We start from the raw sequence: 20,268 nt of genomic DNA on the forward strand, positions 1-20,268 counted from the left end.
GTCTATGCTTCGCTGGGAAACGCATTTACATCAAGTAAGAGATTATGTTCTGCTCTTTTTCCTCCTAAGTATTTCTCTGATTGTGATGAATTCCAATTCGAATTCTCAGATGCGCTGGCTTCACGGGGTTTCAATTAATGTCATTGGCAGTCTTCAGCATCGTTTACGAGCCTGGCAGGAGCTTCGGCGTGTGGAAAAAGAAAACGAAATGCTTCGTTCCCGGATAGCCAACCTGGCCTTTGAGAACAGCATGATGAAAGAGGCCTACCTGTCCAATATTCGTTTGAAAAAACTGCTGAATTATAAAAAAACAACCTCCTACAAATTGGTTGCGGCGGTGGTGACGGGACAGAATTACCAGGGCTTTTCTCACGCACTTATTATCAGCGGCGGGAAGAAAGAAAATCTTCGCGAAAAACTTCCGGTCGTAACAGCGGAAGGTCTGGTCGGAAAAATTGCCCTTTTGGGAGCGGATTACGCGGTGGTTCAGCCTCTGGACGATGTGAATTTCCGGGTCAGTGCCATGGTTCAGAGGAGCCGGGTGGTAGGAATTTTTTCCCCGGGGAAAAAGGGAACCTACCTTTTAAAAAATGTGCCGAGTCAGGCAGATGTAAAAAAGGGGGACGTAATTATTACGTCGGGATACAGCGATATTTTCCCAAAGGGTCTTAAAATCGGCGTTGTGAGCCGGGTGGAATCCCGGAAGGGGAATCTTTTCAAAACGGTGGAGGTGGTTCCTGCTGTTCGTACAGGAAATGTGGAAGATGTTTTTGTGATCCTAAAAAAAGCGCAAAAATGACAAATTCTGGCTTTTTAATCTTTTTTATCCTATCATTTCTTTTGCAGATTGGTCTTGTTCCCTTTCTTGAAATAAAGGGCATAAAGCCGGACTTATTGTTAATTTTTGTGATTATTTTTTCTTTGCAGCGGGAACGTTTCTGGGGAACATTGGTTGGATTTTTTGTAGGGCTGATTCAAGATTTCTTCTCCACCGGTTTTTTGGGCGTTTTTGCGCTGGCAAAAACATTTTCCGCCTTTTTGGTTCAGACCATTTCTGAGGGATCATTTGAAAAGGGCGGAGCCTATTTCGGGGGTCTTGTTTTTACGATTAGTTTGTTTCACGATTTTCTGGTGAACTGGATTTCCGTGTGGGGAACCGGGACATCATTAGTGAGTGTCATTATTCGTTCCGTAATTCCGGGAGCGGTGTACACAACCGTGGTGGCCGTTATTGTGTACGAACTTCTTCCGAAGGGCTTTTTTAGGCAGCATGATTACTGATCAAAATGAAAATAGACTGTTCTCCATTCCCAAAAAATATATCTATTTTGGATTAACAGCCGGCTTGTTTGTGCTTTTGATTTGGCGGCTCTTTTACCTGCAAATTTACGCCACCCAGAAATATTACCTTCAATCTCAAAAGAATCACATTCGGGAAGTGACACGCGAACCGTTACGGGGCTTGATTTATGATCGGGAAGGCCGAGTTTTGGTGGAAAATCACCCGGCTTATTCGGTCTACATCACGCCCTACGAATTGTCTCACACGCCCCATTTGCTGGATCGGCTGAGTAAAATTCTGGAACTGTCTCCCTCCCAGATTAAGGCGAATATGAAGAGACGGCAGAACGGCCGGTTTAAGCCGGTGCGCCTGAAACGGCAGGTTAGTTTTAAGGAGATTTCTCTTTTGGAAGAGAACAAACTCTCGCTTCCCGGGGTTGGATTGTGGGTGGAACCCAAGCGGTTTTATCCGTCGTCGGCGCACGCCACACACGTGCTGGGCTACATTGGTGAAATTTCCACTGGCGAATTGAAGAAACTGGCCAAAAAGGGCTACAAACGGGGGGATATCATTGGCAAGCGCGGTCTGGAAGCAGAATATGATCAGGAATTGAGGGGGAAAGAGGGCCTGGAATATGTGGAAGTAGATGCACAGGGAAGGCAGGTACGGAAACTCAAATCGGAAAAATCCATTCCTCCCGTTCCCGGGAAAAACCTGATTTTGGGGCTGGATATTGACTTGCAGTCACTTGCGGAAGACCGGCTAAAAGGAAAACGGGGAAGCGTGGTTCTGCTGGATGCCAGAGATGGGTCTGTTCTGGCGCTTGCCAGTATGCCCGACTATGACTTAAAAGAGTTTTCCGGGGTCATTACAAATAAAATCTGGGAGAAATATTTTCTAAATCCCGAAAATCCGATGTACAATCGGGCGGTTCAAAGCTCTTATCCCCCCGGCTCCACGTACAAGCCCATTACAGCGGTTGCGGGGTTGGATTCAAAAATCATAACAGAGCACTTTTCCGTAACCTGTCGGGGGTATCTTCGGCTGGGCCGCCGAAATTATTACTGCTGGTACCGGAAAGGGCACGGGACGCTGGATTTGATTCACGGAATCGAAAACTCCTGCAATGTCTATTTTTACACCCTGGGTGCCAAAATCGGGGTGGATGTTTGGGCGGATTATTCGCGCCGGTTTCATTTCGGGGAAAAAACCGGAATCGATTTGCCCTCCGAGAATGCGGGACTGGTTCCGGATCGGAACTATCTGGATAAAAAATTCGGAAAGGATAAATGGTCGAAAGGGCTCATGTTGAACATGGCCATCGGACAGGGAGATCTGCTTGTCACCCCTCTTCAAATGGCACAATTGGCCATGATTCTGGCAAATGATGGGCTGGGATATCGTCCCCACCTGGTGATTGGCATTCAGGATCCATTTACGCTTAAAGTAACGTCGGTCAAAATCGATTCCTTTCGTGTAAACGCGGATCCCCGGAACATACAGATCGTTAGAGAAGGGATGCGTCTGGTGGTAAACGGTCCAACCGGCACGGGGCGCCGGGCACGACTGCCGGATATTGTGGTGGCCGGGAAGACGGGAACCACGCAAAATCCGCATGGTAAGGATCATGCCTGGTTTATTGGCTTTGCTCCGTTCGATCATCCGGAAGTAGCCATTGCGGTGATGATTGAAAATGGCGGGTATGGAGGCCATGTTGCCGCACCGATTGCTCACGACCTGTTTCAACTCTATTTTCAAAAACACCCGATACAACCGACTGTATCAGGGAAAGTTGCCATGAATCCGAAACGTACGGTTCACAACCCGTGATGGAAAATATCTCGACAAAAACGGTGAAGCATTTTGATTGGATTCTGCTTCTGGGGATGCTGGCCTTGCTGGCCATCGGCGTACTGGCTATTTACAGTGCCACGTACAATTCCGGTTCATCCTACCTTAAACAGAATTACGAACGACAGCTTATTTGGATCGCGATCGGAAGCATTCTTTTCTTAACGATGGCGCTCATCCATTTTAAGTATTATCAGGCCTTTGCGTATGTCCTTTACGGATTTGCAATTGTCCTTTTGCTTTTTGTTTTGATTCTGGGGAAAATGGGGGGCGGTGCCGCCCGGTGGATTTCAATCGGAGGGATTAAATTTCAGCCCTCGGAATGGGCCAAACTGTTTACAATCTTTGCGCTTGCCAGGTATTTGTCGGACAACCTGAATCAGATCAGAAGCACCAAGGTCCTGATTACGGCATTTGCCATCGGACTCTTGCCCATGATTTTGATTTTTGAAGAACCCGACCTCGGCACCTCACTGGTTTTTGCTGCCATTATTCCGTCTATTCTGTTTTGGGCAGATGTGTCGCCCCTGGCCTTGTTTTTGATTGCCGCGCCGTTTTTGACCATGCTGGCATCGTTTAATTTCTACACATTTTTTGCGGATATGATATTACTGGTGGGCGTTCTTTATTTTGTGAAACGCCCCTTAATATTCAGTGTGGCCAACGTGCTTTTAAATCTTTTTGTGGGAATTATGACGCCCTTTTTCTGGAATTCCCTCCACGCCTATCAGCAAAAGCGAATTCTGACATTTCTGGGACTGGTTTCCGATCCGAAGGGAATGAGCTACCAGATCATTCAGTCCAAAGTAGCCATTGGCTCCGGCGGATTATGGGGGAAGGGATTCCTCCACGGAACCCAAACTCAGCTTCGGTTCTTACCGGCTCAACACACCGATTTTATCTTTTCCGTAATTGGTGAAGAATTTGGCTTCATCGGCGCGATGGTCGTTTTGTTTTTGTTTGCTCTTATTCTGTATCGTGGTTTTAAGATTTCCGCCGCTTCCAAAAACCATTTTGCGGGATTGGTAGGAATCGGCGTGACGACCCTGTTTCTCTATCACACCGTGGTTAATATTGGAATGGCTACGGGGATCATGCCCGTAACGGGGCTTCCGCTTCCGTTCGTCAGTTACGGCGGGTCCTTTTTGCTGGTCAGTATGGCTTCGATGGGGGTGTTGGCCAATATCTCTATGCGGAAATACGACTATTAAACACGATCATCGGTAAGATAGAGTAAGCAGCCGGAAGACTGAAAACAGTGTGAAAAATCCGCCGCTCGCGGTTTAGGCGGCATAAACATGGAAGAATCAACTTACTAAAAATTGGGACGAAGAAAATGCATCCGGTATTGGTTAAAATTGGCTGGTTTGAAGTACACAGCTATGGCGTAATGCTTGCACTGGCATTTGTACTGGGTATTTGGATTACGGTAGTTCGGGCAAAAAAGATGGGATTGGATCCAAACAAAATAATGGATCTGTCCGTTCTGATTATTCTGGCAGGAATCATCGGTTCCAGAATTGCCTACGTTTTGCCTCACATGGACGAGTTTCGGGGACACTGGCTGGATACGATTAATCCAATCCAGAGTAACGGCCAGATTGGCATTGCCGGCTTGACGATTTTGGGCGGTGTTTTGCTGGCGATTCTTGTGACGTTGGTGTACCTGTGGTGGAAGAAATTACCCGTGTGGAAGATTGCCGATGCGTTTGCGCCGGCAGTGGCCCTTGGAATATTTGTGGGCCGCATCGGATGTTTTTTAAATGGATGCTGTTTTGGTGTTCCTACAAATTCCCCAATCGGAATGGTTTTTCCTCCCAACAGCCCGGCAGGGTCCGTATTTCCGAACCAGCCTATTTATCCCACAGAGTTGTTTTCATCCTTTTACGGTCTCCTGATTTTTTTGATTCTTCTTTGGGCGGAGAAAAAATATAAAACATTCGATGGGTTTACGTTTTTTCTTCTTTGGGCCCTGTACGGTGCCGCCCGGTTTACGGTTGACTTTTTCAGATATTATGAGAACAGTATGGTTTTGGTTCGTATTCACGGAGTGGCGATCTCACTGAATCAGGGTGTCAGCGTACTCCTGATACTGGTTTCCGTATTTCTTTTATTCTATTTTGGAAAACGTGCGCGGAGAGAATTAAAAAAGGCTTGACTTTTTAAGCTAAGTTTCATAAATTCAATAAATAAGATTTAATTAATTGTGAATCAAGTGTGTTTAACTATCTGTTTTAAGTACGGTTTAATCATTTGTTGTGATGAACAATCGTCTGAAACAGTATTGATAAAGTGAGATGAGTCACGAGTGACGGCCTGTCTTTTTACCCTACCCAGCGATTTAAATTATATGGTATGATTATTAACCGGATTGAGGGAGGATATGATGAAAAAATTTTTATTGGTAAGTGCGGCTGTTTTACTGGGGGTCTATTTTGTCGGTTGTGCCGGCACAAAACCCAAAGCCTCTGAGAAAACAACAAAAGGCGGCGTAAATGAAGTAATGGATGTTCAGGCCAAGGGTAAAACCGCAGAGGCCAAAACAGCACCAGAGGAAGACGAGGTGTTAAAGCTTCTGGGAATTACACCTGAAGAAAAAAAGAAGGCCGAAACGCCTGAATCGACAAATGTGATTGAACAGGAAAAACAATTGAAGGCCAAAATTGCCCAACTGGAACAGAATCTGAATCAGAAAGATTCTGAAGTAAACCAGTTGCAATCAGAAGTGAAAGCAAAAGAGAGAAAACTCAAAGAGTTGCAAGAGATGCTGACAACCCTTAAATCGAGTCAGGGTACTGCCTCCTCATCTCCGGGTTATTCCACCAAATCGAGCACAAATCTTACATCCTTCAAGGCCAGATACGAGGATGCCCTTCAAACCTATAACAGACGTCATTACAAGGAAGCCATCCGAAAATTCAGGGAATTGCTTCAGGAAAATCCCAACACGTCCCTATCGGACAACTGCCAGTACTGGATTGGCGAATGCTATTATTCCCTTGGAAAATATGATCAGGCGGTTGTGGAATTTGAAAAAGTGTTTACCTTTCCAAATTCCAATAAGGAAGATGATGCCCAGTTAAAAATTGGCATGAGTTATATGAAACTCGGGGATAAACAGCGAGCGAAAAATGCCTTTAAAACCTTGATTGAAAAATATCCGAAGAGCGAATATGTTCCCCTGGCCAGGCGTTTTTTGAATCAGCTTCAGTAGCAAAGGAAAAATAAGCCATGCCAGAATTACGCAAGGATCCGATTATCGGACGGTGGGTTATTATTTCCACGGAAAGGGGAAAGCGTCCATCCGATTTTGTTATTGAACCGGAAAAGAAAAAAGGGGGATTTTGTCCGTTTTGCGAGGGAAATGAAGACAAAACGCCGCCGGAAGTTCTTGCCTATCGGAAACCGGGGACAAAACCCAATAAGCCCGGTTGGTGGGTGAGGGTGGTTTCAAATAAATATCCGGCGTTGAAGGTTGAGGGGGAATTGTTCCGCCGCGGTGAGGGTATTTTCGATCTCATGAATGGAATTGGCGCACACGAGGTGGTCATTGAAACGCCCGAACACGATAAAGATTTGGTTGATCTGAGTGTGGAGCGCATTGAAGATGTTCTCTGGGCCTTCCATGACCGAATCATTGATTTGAAAAATGATACCCGGTTGAAATACATTCTTATCTTTAAAAACCACGGAGCCGCAGCGGGAGCATCCTTGGAACACACCCATTCGCAACTTATCGCTACCCCCATCATTCCGAAACGGGTGGCCGAGGAAATTGAAGGGGCCAGACGCTATTACGAGTACAAAGAACGGTGCATTTATTGTGACATTATTCGTCAGGAACGGGAAGCCGACAAACGGCTGGTGATTGAAAATGAAGCCTATATTTCATGGGAACCGTTCGCCCCGCGCTTTCCGTTTGAAACCTGGATCCTACCCAAAAGGCATGCTCTGCACTTTGAGGAACCCAAAAAAGACGAATATTTTTTCTTTGCCAAAATTCTAAAGGAAACGCTTCAACGCCTGAACAAAGCCCTGTCCAATCCTCCGTATAATTTTATCATTCACAATTCTCCCGTTCAGGATGATGAGCATGGAGAACTCCACTGGCATATGGAAATCATTCCAAAACTAACAAAAGTTGCTGGTTTTGAATGGGGTTCCGGTTTTTATATCAACCCTACCCCTCCGGAAGATGCGGCTAAGTTCTTGCGCGAATTAGATATTTCTGACATATAATCATGTTGGAAGAAAGGGATGAACAAAATGGCCTCGAAATTCAACATACTGTTTGTAGCATCTGAAGTTGCCCCTTTTGCAAAAACGGGCGGTTTGGCCGATGTGGCAAACTCTCTTCCAAAGGCCCTGAAGAATTTAAGGCATGATGTTCGAATTTTTATGCCCCGGTACCGTCAAATCAGCGATCGAAAATTTGTGTTGAGAGAGGTCATTCGTCTTCAAGATATCACGCTGTCTGTTGGGGGAAAAGAAATCTCATTCGATATCAAATCCGCCTTTTTGCCCGGCACAAAAATTCAGGTCTATTTTTTGGATTACAAACCCTATTTCGATCGCGATGGGCTGTATGTGGATCCGGAAACCGGACAGGATTACCCGGATAATGATGAACGATTCATCCTGTTTAATAAGGCCGCTATCGAGATATTGAAAATCTTGCATTGGCAGGCAGATGTGATCCATTGTAACGACTGGCAGTCGGCTCTTATTCCGGCGTACATCAAAACGGTTCATGCAAACGATCCGTTCTTCAGTAAGATGCACACCTTGTTGACGATCCACAACATTGGCTATCAGGGAAATTTCTCGGCCGAATCGTTTGCTAAAACAGGGTTGCCAAACGATCTGTTTTACCCTACCGGTCCCGTTGAATTTTATGGAAAGTTCAGCTTTTTAAAAGCCGGTATCTATTTTTCGGATAAAATCAACACGGTCAGTCCAACATACGCCCGGGAAATTCAGCAGTCTTCCGAATACGGATTTGGACTGGAAGGACTTCTTCGGGAGCGGTCAAAGGATGTGCACGGTATTTTAAATGGAGTGGATTATACCGATTGGGACCCTTCGGTTGATACGCATATTGCCGTGAATTACGATAGTAAAACCCTCAGCCAAAAGGTTGAAAACAAAAAGGCGCTGCTTGAGGAAGTGGCATTGCCATTTGACGAAAACACTCCCCTGATAGGTACGGTTTCCCGTTTGGCCGATCAGAAAGGATTTGATATTTTGGCAGAGGCCATGGATGACCTGATGAAACTGGATTTGGAATATGTTCTGCTTGGGACGGGTGAACCCCAATATCACAAATTATTTGAAATCTTCCAGAAAAAATATCCCCGCAAAATAAGCGCCCAGTTGAAATTTGATAACCGACTGGCGCACCTGATCGAAGCAGGAAGTGATATGTTTTTGATGCCGTCAAAATATGAGCCCTGCGGTCTGAATCAAATGTACAGCCTTCGGTACGGGACAATTCCAATTGTACGAAAAACGGGTGGATTGGCCGATACGGTGGTCAATTTTAATCCAGAAACACATTCCGGTACAGGGTTTGTTTTTGAAGAGTATTCTGCGTCAGCGCTTATTGAAGCCGTCAAACGAGCGGTAGAAACGTTTCAGAATAAAAAAATATGGGTGCAATTGCAAAAACAGGCGATGAAACAGGACTTCTCCTGGGATGCATCCGCAAAGGAGTATCTAAAATTATATGCCCAATTACGGGGTGCTAAATAAAAGCTATTTTTTTGAGGAGGGTTGTTCCGTATCGATACAATGTTTCAGCCAACAACGGCGGAAAACGCTGTAACCTATAGTATTATAAGCAAATCTTGCTTCCTGCCTTAATTCAATAAAAAATAATTGATCATTCCATGGCATACAAATTGCAATAACTAAGCGAGATTATGAATAAATGGATTTATTGAGATAAAAGGACTTTTGATGGAAGGTATTCGAATACTTGATCGGTATGTGGGTTTATACGAAGATATCGTGTATATTCGGATTATTGGTTATATCGACACAACAACATCTTTGGAATTGGTTCAGCATTTTAAGGATTTAATGAAAAAGGGGAACTATCAATTTGTTGTGGATATGAGTGGGGTCAATTATGTAAGCAGTGCGGGTTGGGGTGTTTTCGTTGGGGAGATCAAAGATATTCGGGACAATGGGGGCGATATAAAGATTGTACATATGACCCCTGAAGTATATGATGTATTTGAGATGCTTGAGTTTAATAGGATTTTAAAAGTCTATGATTCTGTTCCTGAAGCCATTAATGAATTCGATTTTATACGGGGATTTGACCTGACTCAAACACCGGTAAAAGAATTACCTCCCGAAGAGCGAACCGTTCATAAAGAAAAGATGCATGTGGCTGTCGGAGAACCCATGTTGGAAGTGCCTGTAATGCGGTCCGGCACGCACGAACGAAAATGGGACATGCAGCAGTCAAATCCGAAATACCTTCCATTGGCGGAAAAAATTAAACAGGTCATTATAGAAAACCCGCTGTCCAGTTTTTGGCAGATAAAAAAACAACTTAAATCAGAAAAATACGGGCATGTCAAAATTAGTCCCTGGAAATTGCACAACCTGTTAAAAGAACTGAATTTAGACTCCAAAGAACGCCGAATGCGGTTTTATCGTTCACGCTAAATCGGGAGGGAAAGATGAGAAAATCATTTTCTTCTTTTTTGATAATGGGTTTATTCTTATTTGGATTGGTATCAACCGTAAGGGCACAGGAATTACAGGGCCCTCTGGCGGTGGGCGATGCCATTCAATTAAAAATATGGCAATTGAGTGATCGGTCACAGGCGCTGATTAAAAGCCTGAATGGGGAATATACCATTGATGGATATGGGTACATTCTTTTGCCCATTGTGGGGTATCAAAAGATTGAAGGTTTGACTCCAAAAGAAGTTGAGATGGTGATTAAAAGCAAGTTTTCTTCCTATTTGGATGAACCGTTTATTGTCGTTACGCCGCTCATTCGCGTGGTTCTTATGGGTGAGTTTATCCGGCCGGGTTCCTATCGAATTAATCCGAATCAATCGTTGTGGGAACTGATTGAAATGGCGGACGGACCAACCAGCAAATGCGATTTGAACAAGATGAAGGTCTATCGCGGAGGAAAACCGATCATTAAAAATTTATTATCTTCTTTTGAAAAAGGATTTTCGTTAAAAGAAATTGGTGTAAAATCGGGTGATCAAATATTGGCGCCTGCAAAGAAAACATGGGGTATCCAGGAAGTGTTAACATTTTCCAATATGATGGTTTCTTTTGCCTTGCTGTATTTGCGATTAAAGGAAAAATGGTGGTAAACACGTTTTTTGGGAGATAGATTAGATGGATTTGGATCAGTTCTTCATTGAAGAAGAAACGAATGATGGACAGAATTTTGATATCAAAAAATATATTAAGGGTATTTATAAGCGGAAGTGGCTGGTAATTGCAGTATTTTTGGTTGTCTTAATTCCATGGGTTCTTTATGTAAAAAGCCAGCCCCCGCAATACGAAGCCTTTGCCCTTATCCGATTTAAGAATTACGAATCGAAAAATCTTCGTGCCTTAAATGAAGGGCGAATTACCGAATTAAGAAGCCGGACCTTCGCGGAACGGGTTGTTGCGCAATTGGGATTAACGCTGGAAATTATTCACCCCAAAAATGAAAAACACCCCTTGCAAAGGGATGATATTTTTTACGAATTCTATACCGATAAAAACCCGGTTTCAGGAAACTATAAGCTGGTGTTTGATAAAAAATTAAAAGAATACAGGCTGTATTATATTACACTCGAAAAGCGCGAAAAACTAATTTCTCAGGGAGATTTTTCCAAAATAGTGGACAGCGACTTAACGCTGAACGGTTTCACGTTTCGAATTAAACCTTCGATAGTGGATAAAATTTCTGTTGTGAATTTTGCTGTAAAGGATTTCTTCTCAACGGTCAATTCTTTTCGTGCTCATGTTTCAGTGGACATGAATCGGGCGGGAACACTCATGCGGTTGAGTATCGTTGACAAAAATCCCTATCTTGTTGCAAATATGGTCAATGAGCTGGCCGATCTTTTTGTTCAAGAAAGTGTTTCGTCTCAACGAAAGAGATCAAAAAACTATAAAGACATTCTTGAACAGAAGCTGATGGTTTCAAAAGAGAATTTGGATAAAGCCAATGCAGAACTGAAAGCTTTTAAGCAGACCCATTATATCAATCTTGACAATGAAGTCAATTCAAAAATTGCAGAAATATCCTCCCTTCAGGCAAAGGTTAGCAATCTTAAAGAGACAGCCAGCAGTCTTTCAATGTTGTTGGCGAAATTGAAATCAGTGGATAAAAATTCAAATAAGCTTTCCTATATCTACCGGGAAATTGCAAATAACATGGCTTTTAAGAATGACCCCTCCATGGGAATCCTTAAACAGCAACTCCTGGATCTTGAAAGCAAACGGGCCGAGCTCATTAAACAGGTAAATGTGACCCATCCGGATGTGATTAAGCTGGATCAACAGATTCAGACGATTTACTCCGAAATTCAAACCATTGCGGAAAATCGATTGAATGAGATTTATCGGGAAGTCAATTCGTTAGCCACTTCGGAAAAGGATATCCGGCAGAATTTGAGAGTTCTTCCTGCGGAAGAGCTTCGATTGGCAGAGCTGACCCAGAATGTGAAAGTGGCCAACACCATTTATTCTGATTTGCTTGCGAAATATCAGGAGGCTCAGATTACCGAGTCCGTTGAAACGCAGGATATTGATATTCTTGATCCGGCCATTCCGCCTCAATATCCCGTAAATCGTGATAAGAAAAAGAAGGCGGCAATGGGAGGATTTCTGGCGCTTTTTCTTTCATTGGGAACCGCCATTACACTGGAATTCATGGACAAAACAATCAAAACACCTGAAGATGTAAAAAAATATTTGAAATTGTCTGTGATCGGCACCATTCCCAATGTGAAATTTGATGAAGAAATCGAATTGAATGATGCGGATAAAATCAAGAAAATAGATTCACAATTGGTGACATACGATTATTCCCCCACGCCAGTAGGCGAAGCCTACCGTGCGCTCCGTACAAAAATCATGTTTTCCAAAAACACCGGCCGGATAAAAACACTGGTCGTCACCAGTTTTGCGCCGGGTGATGGAAAATCCTTTACCTGTTCCAATTTGGCCATTACGCTTGCCCAGCACAAAACCAATGTTCTGTTGGTGGATGCCGACCTGCGGCGGGGCGTGCAGCATAATACGTTCTCTGTGGCAAAGGAACCCGGATTAACGAATTACCTGATGGGAGTAGCCACGTTCAATGAAGTGACTCAGGAAACCCACGTGCCCAATTTATACATGGTGAGTTGCGGTTCAATGGTTCCCAATCCGTCGGAGCTGCTGGGGTCGATGCGATTGAAACGATTTATCGACGAAGCCAAACGCCGATTCGATTTTATCATGTTTGATACCCCCCCGCTCAATGCCGCCACCGATTCGGTTGTTTTGGGCACGCAGGTGGATGGTCTGCTAATAATTGCGCGGGCGGAGGTTACCAACAGAAATGTTGCCAAACAAAAATTGGATTTATTTGAAAATGTTCCGGTAAATATTATTGGTGCCGTTTTGAATGGATCTGAACAGGATTTGGCGCACGAGGGGTACAGCTATTATCATTATTAGGCCTTAATTTATGCATGAGAAGATTTGGATATAAAAGATCAAAATCGCAGAGATGGTTGTAGTGAAATCCGCTACCGGCGGAGTAAAGGATTGGTTCTGGAGATCGAATGCAGATTTTAGTTACAGGCAGTGCCGGTTTTATTGGTTCACATCTCACTGAAAAACTACTGAGCAGGGGGGATTTTGTTGCAGGTATTGATAATTTCAATGATTATTATGACCCGCGCATCAAACGAGACAATCTGAAAAGTGCCTTAAAACATCCGAATTTTTCCCTTTTTGAAATGGACATCCGGGACAAAAAGGGATTGGAATCAATCGCGAAGGATTTCTCTTTTGATGTTATTGTCCATTTGGCCGCGCGGGCCGGTGTACGTCCTTCACTCAAAGATCCGCTTCTCTATCAGGATGTTAATATCAGGGGGACGATGAATCTTTTGGAGGTAGCCCGGGACCAAGATATTCCCAAGTTTGTCTTTGCTTCGTCTTCCTCGGTTTATGGCAGCAACAAAAAAGTGCCCTTTAGTGAGACCGATAATGTGGATCATCCCGTATCGCCCTATGCTGCTACAAAAAAGGCAGGAGAATTGATCGGATATACCTACCATCATTTGTACGGTTTCTCTTTTACGGGTATTCGGTTCTTTACGGTTTATGGACCACGACAGCGCCCGGACATGGCCATTCACAAATTTACCGCATTAATCGACCAAGGAATGGAAATCCCTGTTTTTGGAGATGGTCTTTCCAGGCGGGATTACACGTATGTGGATGACATCGTGGATGGAATCATTCGAATTATTGATAAAAGCACCGGTTATGCTCTTTACAATTTAGGCGATTCCCGAACAATTGGCCTGATGGAAATGATTCAAACCATCGAAAAATATCTTGGAAAGAAAGCAAAAATAAAAAAACTGCCCTTTCAACCCGGTGATGTTCCCATTACCTACGCCGATATTACAAAAGCACAAGCTGAATTGGGTTATGAACCCAAAGTGCTTTTTGATGAGGGTATTCAGAAATTTATTCACTGGTATCTGGAAAAATCCAATCGATTTGTTTAAAAAGGCTGTTTCATGGTTCACGAAAAGGAAGCGTTCCTTAAAAATATATTGCAGATTTTTGATGCCATTACAGTTAGTTTGGCTTTTTTTGTGTCATTTTTTATCATTGGGTATATTCGAACACTGTACAATTTGGGCGAAATGGCCTATGCTCCGTCCTTTGATTTGAACGGGGCCATTTATTTTTTTGAATATAATATTTCCATTTTTATTAGTGCCATCGTATTCTGGTTGATTTTTCTCTCTTATTTTGGGGTGTACACCGATTTCCGAACGCGCAGTTTCTGGGAGATCGTTTGGATAACCCTGAAATCCAGTTTTTTTGTCACATTAGCCCTGGGAAGCGTTGTTTTTCTGACGAAAATGACGTTAACAAGCCGCCTCTTTATTCTCACGTTTACGGGTATGTCAATCGTCTTTATTTTGCTTGAGAAGAAGACGGTGAATTTTCTTCTGGAAATTCTTCGGAAAAGCGGCTACAACAGCATCAATTTACTCATTGTCGGAACAGGGCCGCGTGCCCAAAAGTTTATTGATAGTGTCCAAAAACATTCCAAGTGGGGGCTCAAAATCATTGGTCTTGTTGACGATGAACCCGGAAAAGTGGGCACTCGCGTAAGAGGGTTTAAGGTGCTGGGACGCTTACGGGATATTCCTCCGATCCTGCATGATTATGTGGTTGATAATGTTGTTTTTGTTGTTCCCCGAAATTGGCTGAGCAAAATTGAGAATGCGATTATTGCCTGTGAAAATGAAGGCGTCGGCGCATACATCTCGATTGATTTATACAATACGAAAATATCCAAACTCAAACAGAGCAAACTGGGGAATATTCCCCTGCTGGAATTTGATACGGTTCCTGCAAATGAGTGGCAGCTTTTTATTAAACGAAGCCTGGACATTATTTTGTCGCTGGTTGGAATTGTTGTGGCAGCGCCATTATTCCTAATAATTGCTGTCGGGATCAAATTGTCGTCACCGGGACCGATTTTATTCAAACAAGAGCGTGTGGGGGTTAACGGCAGGCGCTTTACGCTCTACAAATTCAGGACGATGCGGGTAGGAGCCGATATAAAAAAGAAGGAGCTTGAGCGGCAGAATGAAATGAAGGGGCCGGTTTTCAAGATCAAACATGATCCCCGTGTGTATCCTTTTGGGCGTTTTTTGCGGAAAACCAGTATGGATGAATTGCCCCAGCTCTTTAATGTTTTAAAAGGGGATATGAGTATCGTTGGTCCGCGTCCGCCGCTGCCGGTTGAGGTTGAAATGTATGAAATCTGGCAGCGCCGCCGCCTGAGCCTCAAGCCCGGATTAACATGCATTTGGCAGGTGAGCGGAAGAAACGAAGTCGATTTCGACGAATGGATGCAAATGGATCTGGATTATATTGATAATTGGTCCCTATTTCTGGATTTTAAGATTATGTTTAAAACCATTTTTGTGGTCCTTTTTGGCTACGGTGCCTACTAATTTGATTGGAATGAAAAGCTAAGAACATGGAGGTTTAAATATGCATATTGCAATTGTTGGAACGGGTTACGTTGGTCTGGTTACAGGGACATGTTTTGCGGAATTTGGAAATGAAGTAACGTGCGTCGATATGGATAAGTCAAAAATCGACAAACTGAATAATGGTGAAATTCCCATTTATGAACCGGGCCTGGATATTATGGTTGCCAAAAATGTAAAGGAAAATCGCCTTCACTTTACAACCGATATTAAAGAGGCTATTGAAAAAGCACTGGTCATTTTTATTGCCGTAGGAACGCCACCCAAACCGGATGGATCGGCTGATCTTCAGTATATTGAGGCCGTTGCAAAGGATATTGCAAAGTACAAGAATGGATACAAGGTTGTCGTCAACAAAAGCACGGCTCCCGTTGGTACGGGGAAATGGATTAAGCATGTAATTGAAAAAAATCAAAAGAATTCGATCCCGTTTGCCGTGGCATCCAATCCCGAATTTTTGCGGGAGGGTTCCGCTATCGATGATTTTATGCGTCCCGATCGGGTGGTCATTGGAGCAGAAACAGACGAATCCATTGCCATTATGAAAGACCTTTATGCGCCGCTTTATTTAATTGAAACGCCGTTCGTCATTACAAATATTGAAAGCGCTGAACTCATCAAATATGCCGCCAATGCTTTCTTGGCAACGAAAATCTCCTATATTAATGAAATCGCCAATATCTGCGAAATTGTGGGAGCGGATGTTCATGACGTGGCAAAGGGCATGGGTTTGGACAACCGGATCGGACGCAAATTTTTGCACGCGGGCCCGGGCTATGGCGGATCCTGTTTCCCCAAAGATACATCGGCTATTTACCAATTGGCCAAACAAAGGGGATATGAGTTTAAGATTGTGGGGTCTGCTATTGAAGTAAATTACAAGCAACGTGAGCGCATGTTTGAAAAAATCAAACAGGCTATGGGAGATTTAAAAGGCAAAAAAATTGCGGTCCTGGGCTTGGCGTTTAAACCCAACACGGACGATATGAGAGATGCGCCTTCCATCGATATCATCAAGAGCCTTTTGAGTGAGGGAGCAGAGGTGCATGCGTTTGACCCGGTTGCCACGGAAAATGCGCGCAAAATTTTGCCGAAGGTACACTATGCCAAGGATACATACGATACTCTTGAAGGGGCGGATGCTCTGGTTTTTATGACGGAATGGAATCAATTCCGCAGCCTGGATTTGGACAAGATTAAGTCTCTCATGCGGTCGAATTATGTTTTCGACTTGCGGAATATCTATGAACCTGAAAAGATGCAGGAAAAAGGGTTTATTTATTACAGCGTGGGAAGAGCCAAGGATAAGGTCACTTCCTAAAGATGAAGCTGTTTCATATTGGCATAAAGGGGTGTGGGCAGTAATCGATCAATGTTTCAAAATAGTACATCGTTTGCTCGCACCTTTTCTGTTTCTAACCAAAGGATTGGTATAACCTATTGAAAATTAATAATAAAAAAAGAAATACCAAAGTTTTGCTTTGGTATTTTTTTTGCCTTAATCCAAAGTCGATCAAAAAATAAAAGAAAGGTCGACCTATGAAGATATTGATGATTGCACCGCAACCCTTTTTCCAGCCCCGGGGTACACCCTTTAGCGTGCTCGGGAGACTGAAAGCACTGTCTGATCTGGGGCATTCGGTGGATCTGGTAACCTACCACGTCGGAGAAGATAAAGGGTTTCCCAATATTCAGATTTACCGGATTCCCAAACTGCCGATCAGAAAGGTGAAAGTCGGGCCGTCTCTGGCAAAAATACCCATGGATATCGCCCTATTTCTTAAAGCTTTTTCCCTATTAAGACGACATAAATATGAGGTGCTTCACACGCACGAGGAGGCCGGGTTTATGGGGATTCTTCTGAAAAGGATTTTTAAAATCCCCCATATTTACGATATGCATTCAAGTTTGCCCCAACAATTACATAATTTTAGTTTTACGCATTCAAATGTCATCCACAAAACGTTTGAATGGCTGGAAAAAAAGACACTTGAGAATGCGGAAGGAGTCATTACTATTTGTCCGGAACTTTATAATTATGTAGAATCACTGGGAATTAAAACGTACCACACATTAATTGAAAATGTGGTGGATTACGCCAGCCTTTTCGAAAACACCAATGGAGAGATTAAAACACTGGTTCCCTGGGATCAATTAAAGGGACGCGTGAAGGTTTTGTATTCCGGTACGTTTGAACCCTACCAGGGGCTGGATCTGTTGGTTGAGAGCGCTGCCCAGGTCATTCGGCGGCACCCGGAAGTGGTGTATCTGATGGTGGGGGGGAAACCGGAACAGGTGGAGCATTACAAAAATCAGGTTCAAAAATTGGGGCTGTCCGATCATTTCTATTTTACCGGGATGGTTTCTCCCGTAACAGCCGAAAAATTTGTGGAATATTCGGATGTCTTGTTGTCTCCCAGAACGCATGGGAACAACACGCCCCTGAAGATTTACTCCTATTTGCGATCCGGTAAACCCATTGTGGCAACCAATCTCATAACGCACACCCAGGTTATGAACGATTCGGTGGCCATCTTAACCCATCCGTCCCCGGAGGATTTTGCACGGGGAACCAATCAGGTTCTGGAAAATAACGAGCTTTCGCGCCTGATTACAGAAAATGCCCGAAAACTGGCAGAAGAAAAGTACACGTATTCCGTTTATTTAAAGAAATTAAATGATCTTTACGAACACGTGAGCAGGAATTAATTATGTGCGGGATTTGCGGCGTTTCTTTCCACGATAAACATGTTCCCGAGCCCCTGGTAAAAGCAATGTGCGACACCATCACGCATCGTGGCCCGGATGAAGCAGGTTATTTTGCTCACGATAATTTCGGGATGGGCATGCGCCGGCTGAGTATTATCGATTTAAGCACCGGCACGCAGCCCATTTACAACGAAGATCATTCCCTGGCCATTGTGTTTAACGGTGAGATTTACAATTTCAAGACCCTTCGCGACACGCTGCAGGCAAAGGGGCACAAATTCTACACCAATACCGACACGGAAGCGATCGTTCACGCGTACGAGGAATACGGAGAAGACAGTCCGGTCCATTTGAACGGCATGTTCGCCTATTCGATTTTTGATCAAAAGAAGAAGAAACTCTTCCTGGTTCGTGACCGGGTCGGGATTAAGCCGCTTTATTATTACTGGGATGGAAAAACATTCGCGTACGGCTCGGAAATCAAGACGATTCTCGAAGTCCCCGGCATTGACCGTACCATTGATGTGGAGGCGCTCAATCATTTTCTGACCTTTGAGTACATTTCCTCCCCCGAAAGCATCTTCAAAAAAATTCGCAAACTTCCGCCGGGACACTGGCTGGTTTTTGAAAACGGTCAGATTGCTGTTCAAAAGTACTGGGATATTCCCTTCACCGAAGAATTTTGCTCCGAAGAGGAAGCCAAAGAGGAACTCCGCTCGCTCATGTCCGATTCCGTCAACCTTCGGTTGATCAGCGATGTGCCGCTGGGAGCCTTTTTGAGCGGCGGCATCGATTCCAGCACCATTGTGGGGCTCATGGCGGGGCACATGAATCAACCCGTGAAATCCTTTTCCATCGGATTTGAGGATTCCTCGTACAACGAGCTGGAGTATGCCCGCACCGTGGCCAAAGCCTTTCAAACCGAACACAAAGAATTCATCATTCAACCGGATGCCGTTTCAATGGTGGAAAAGCTCATCTACCATCTGGATGAGCCCTTCGGCGATTTCTCCATTTTCCCGACGTACCTGGTTTCCAAAATGGCGCGGGAACACGTGACGGTCATTCTGTCGGGCGACGGCGGTGATGAGCTCTTCGGTGGGTACGACACCTACATCGCAGACAAGATGGCGCGCACGTACCGGCAAATTCCCGGATTTATTCGAAAAGGATTGGTGGAACCCTTCGCACGGGCACTGCCTCCCACATCCCAGAAAAAGGGCCTCATCAACAAAATCAAGCGATTCACGGAAGGCGCGGCCTACCCGGATGACCTCCAGCACGTGCGCTGGATGATTTTTCTCTCCGATGTGGACCGGGCACGGCTGTTTTTGCCGGAACATGCGGAAAAATTCGGGGATGGTGCCACGTTTCAATTTATGCGCGATTATTTTTCACAGGCTGCAACCAGTGACCGGCTCAATCAGCAGAGCTTTGTGGATGTGAAAACCTACCTCGTGGACGACATTCTGGTAAAAGTCGACCGCATGAGCATGGCCACATCTCTCGAAGCGCGTGTGCCGTTTCTGGATCACCGGATTGTGGAATTCGCGTTTCGGGTGCCCGGGTCGCTCAAAATCAAAAATGGGGAAACGAAATACATTCTCAAAGAGACCATGCGGGATTTGCTTCCGGAGAAAATTTTGACCCGGGATAAACAGGGATTCAGTATCCCCATCAAAAACTGGATTCGCAACGAACTGAGAGACATGATGCTGGATATCCTCTCGCCGGAAAAGATTCGCCGGGAGGGATTTTTCCAGGTTGACTACATAAATCGTCTTGTGGATGAGCATCTGCGGGGCAAAGAAAATCACAGTCACCGGCTGTGGGCATTGATGATGTTTGAATGGTGGTACGATTTGTACGGAAGGCAATCATGACAAAAGAAACCGATACATTGAAAGTGGACATCGAGTCCCTGTCGCCAAAATTGCAGGAAATTCATCACTACTGGAACGATCACATTCACGATCTGGCCATTGCCAAACATCCGGTGGGAACGCTGGGCTTTTTTGACGATCTGGACGAATATCGATTCGATAAACTGAATTACCTGCCGCGTGTGGTGGACTTTTCGGCCTACAAGGGCAAAAAGCTGCTGGAAATCGGCTGTGGTGTGGGGATCGATCTGGTGCATTTTGCCGAACA

At 44.4% G+C, this 20,268-nt stretch carries 17 protein-coding genes; all 17 read left to right on the plus strand.

The features are described from left to right. The first annotated feature begins 4 nt into the window (after positions 1-4). Positions 5-799, plus strand: coding sequence for a rod shape-determining protein MreC (mreC, locus tag GXO76_02780; GenBank protein NOY76776.1), 795 nt, complete (start codon positions 5-7; stop codon positions 797-799). Then, complete coding sequence (gene mreD, locus GXO76_02785; GenBank protein ID NOY76777.1) at positions 796-1,281, plus strand: rod shape-determining protein MreD; 486 nt, start codon at positions 796-798, stop codon at positions 1,279-1,281. The genes mreC and mreD overlap by 4 nt, the downstream gene beginning before the upstream one ends. Continuing rightward, a complete protein-coding gene (gene mrdA / locus GXO76_02790; protein ID NOY76778.1) occupies positions 1,271-3,112 on the plus strand; it encodes a penicillin-binding protein 2 in 1,842 nt (613 codons plus the stop codon). The genes mreD and mrdA overlap by 11 nt, the downstream gene beginning before the upstream one ends. Further along, entirely contained in the window at positions 3,112-4,344 is a 1,233-nt protein-coding gene (rodA, locus tag GXO76_02795; protein NOY76779.1) for a rod shape-determining protein RodA, read from the plus strand. Before mrdA ends, rodA begins: the two co-directional genes overlap by 1 nt. Before the next feature lie 125 nt (positions 4,345-4,469). Continuing rightward, a complete protein-coding gene (gene lgt, locus GXO76_02800; GenBank protein ID NOY76780.1) occupies positions 4,470-5,291 on the plus strand; it encodes a prolipoprotein diacylglyceryl transferase in 822 nt (273 codons plus the stop codon). Between the two features lie 228 nt (positions 5,292-5,519). Continuing rightward, the gene (gene ybgF / locus GXO76_02805; GenBank protein ID NOY76781.1) at positions 5,520-6,347 is read left to right on the plus strand and encodes a tol-pal system protein YbgF; all 828 of its coding nucleotides are present in this window, start codon (positions 5,520-5,522) and stop codon (positions 6,345-6,347) included. 17 nt (positions 6,348-6,364) lie between these two features. Beyond that, positions 6,365-7,372 carry a galactose-1-phosphate uridylyltransferase gene (gene galT / locus GXO76_02810; protein ID NOY76782.1) on the plus strand — a complete coding sequence of 336 codons (1,008 nt, stop codon included), beginning with the start codon at positions 6,365-6,367 and terminating at the stop codon, positions 7,370-7,372. Between the two features lie 27 nt (positions 7,373-7,399). After that, the gene (glgA, locus tag GXO76_02815) at positions 7,400-8,884 is read left to right on the plus strand and encodes a glycogen synthase GlgA (GenBank protein ID NOY76783.1); all 1,485 of its coding nucleotides are present in this window, start codon (positions 7,400-7,402) and stop codon (positions 8,882-8,884) included. A 207-nt stretch (positions 8,885-9,091) separates the two neighbouring features. Then, positions 9,092-9,811 carry an STAS domain-containing protein gene (locus GXO76_02820; protein NOY76784.1) on the plus strand — a complete coding sequence of 240 codons (720 nt, stop codon included), beginning with the start codon at positions 9,092-9,094 and terminating at the stop codon, positions 9,809-9,811. A 14-nt stretch (positions 9,812-9,825) separates the two neighbouring features. Then, positions 9,826-10,482, plus strand: coding sequence for a hypothetical protein (locus GXO76_02825; GenBank protein ID NOY76785.1), 657 nt, complete (start codon positions 9,826-9,828; stop codon positions 10,480-10,482). A 25-nt stretch (positions 10,483-10,507) separates the two neighbouring features. Then, positions 10,508-12,832, plus strand: a complete 2,325-nt coding sequence (locus GXO76_02830) for a polysaccharide biosynthesis tyrosine autokinase (protein ID NOY76786.1) — start codon at positions 10,508-10,510, stop codon at positions 12,830-12,832. A gap of 107 nt (positions 12,833-12,939) precedes the next feature. Continuing rightward, positions 12,940-13,899 (plus strand): NAD-dependent epimerase/dehydratase family protein, encoded by a 960-nt coding sequence (locus GXO76_02835; protein NOY76787.1) that lies wholly within the window; start codon positions 12,940-12,942, stop codon positions 13,897-13,899. Positions 13,900-13,911: 12 nt separating this feature from the next. Beyond that, positions 13,912-15,369 (plus strand): sugar transferase, encoded by a 1,458-nt coding sequence (locus GXO76_02840; protein ID NOY76788.1) that lies wholly within the window; start codon positions 13,912-13,914, stop codon positions 15,367-15,369. Positions 15,370-15,409: 40 nt separating this feature from the next. After that, entirely contained in the window at positions 15,410-16,729 is a 1,320-nt protein-coding gene (locus GXO76_02845; GenBank protein NOY76789.1) for a UDP-glucose/GDP-mannose dehydrogenase family protein, read from the plus strand. Positions 16,730-16,947: 218 nt separating this feature from the next. Then, positions 16,948-18,117, plus strand: a complete 1,170-nt coding sequence (locus GXO76_02850) for a glycosyltransferase family 4 protein (GenBank protein NOY76790.1) — start codon at positions 16,948-16,950, stop codon at positions 18,115-18,117. Positions 18,118-18,119: 2 nt separating this feature from the next. Then, complete coding sequence (asnB, locus tag GXO76_02855; GenBank protein ID NOY76791.1) at positions 18,120-20,000, plus strand: asparagine synthase (glutamine-hydrolyzing); 1,881 nt, start codon at positions 18,120-18,122, stop codon at positions 19,998-20,000. Then, positions 19,997-20,268: hypothetical protein (locus GXO76_02860; protein ID NOY76792.1), on the plus strand; the 272-nt coding region annotated here is incomplete at its 3' end. The genes asnB and GXO76_02860, both read left to right, overlap by 4 nt.

This window comes from Calditrichota bacterium, from assembly GCA_013151735.1.
Lineage (GTDB): Bacteria > Zhuqueibacterota > JdFR-76 > JdFR-76 > BMS3Abin05 > BMS3Abin05.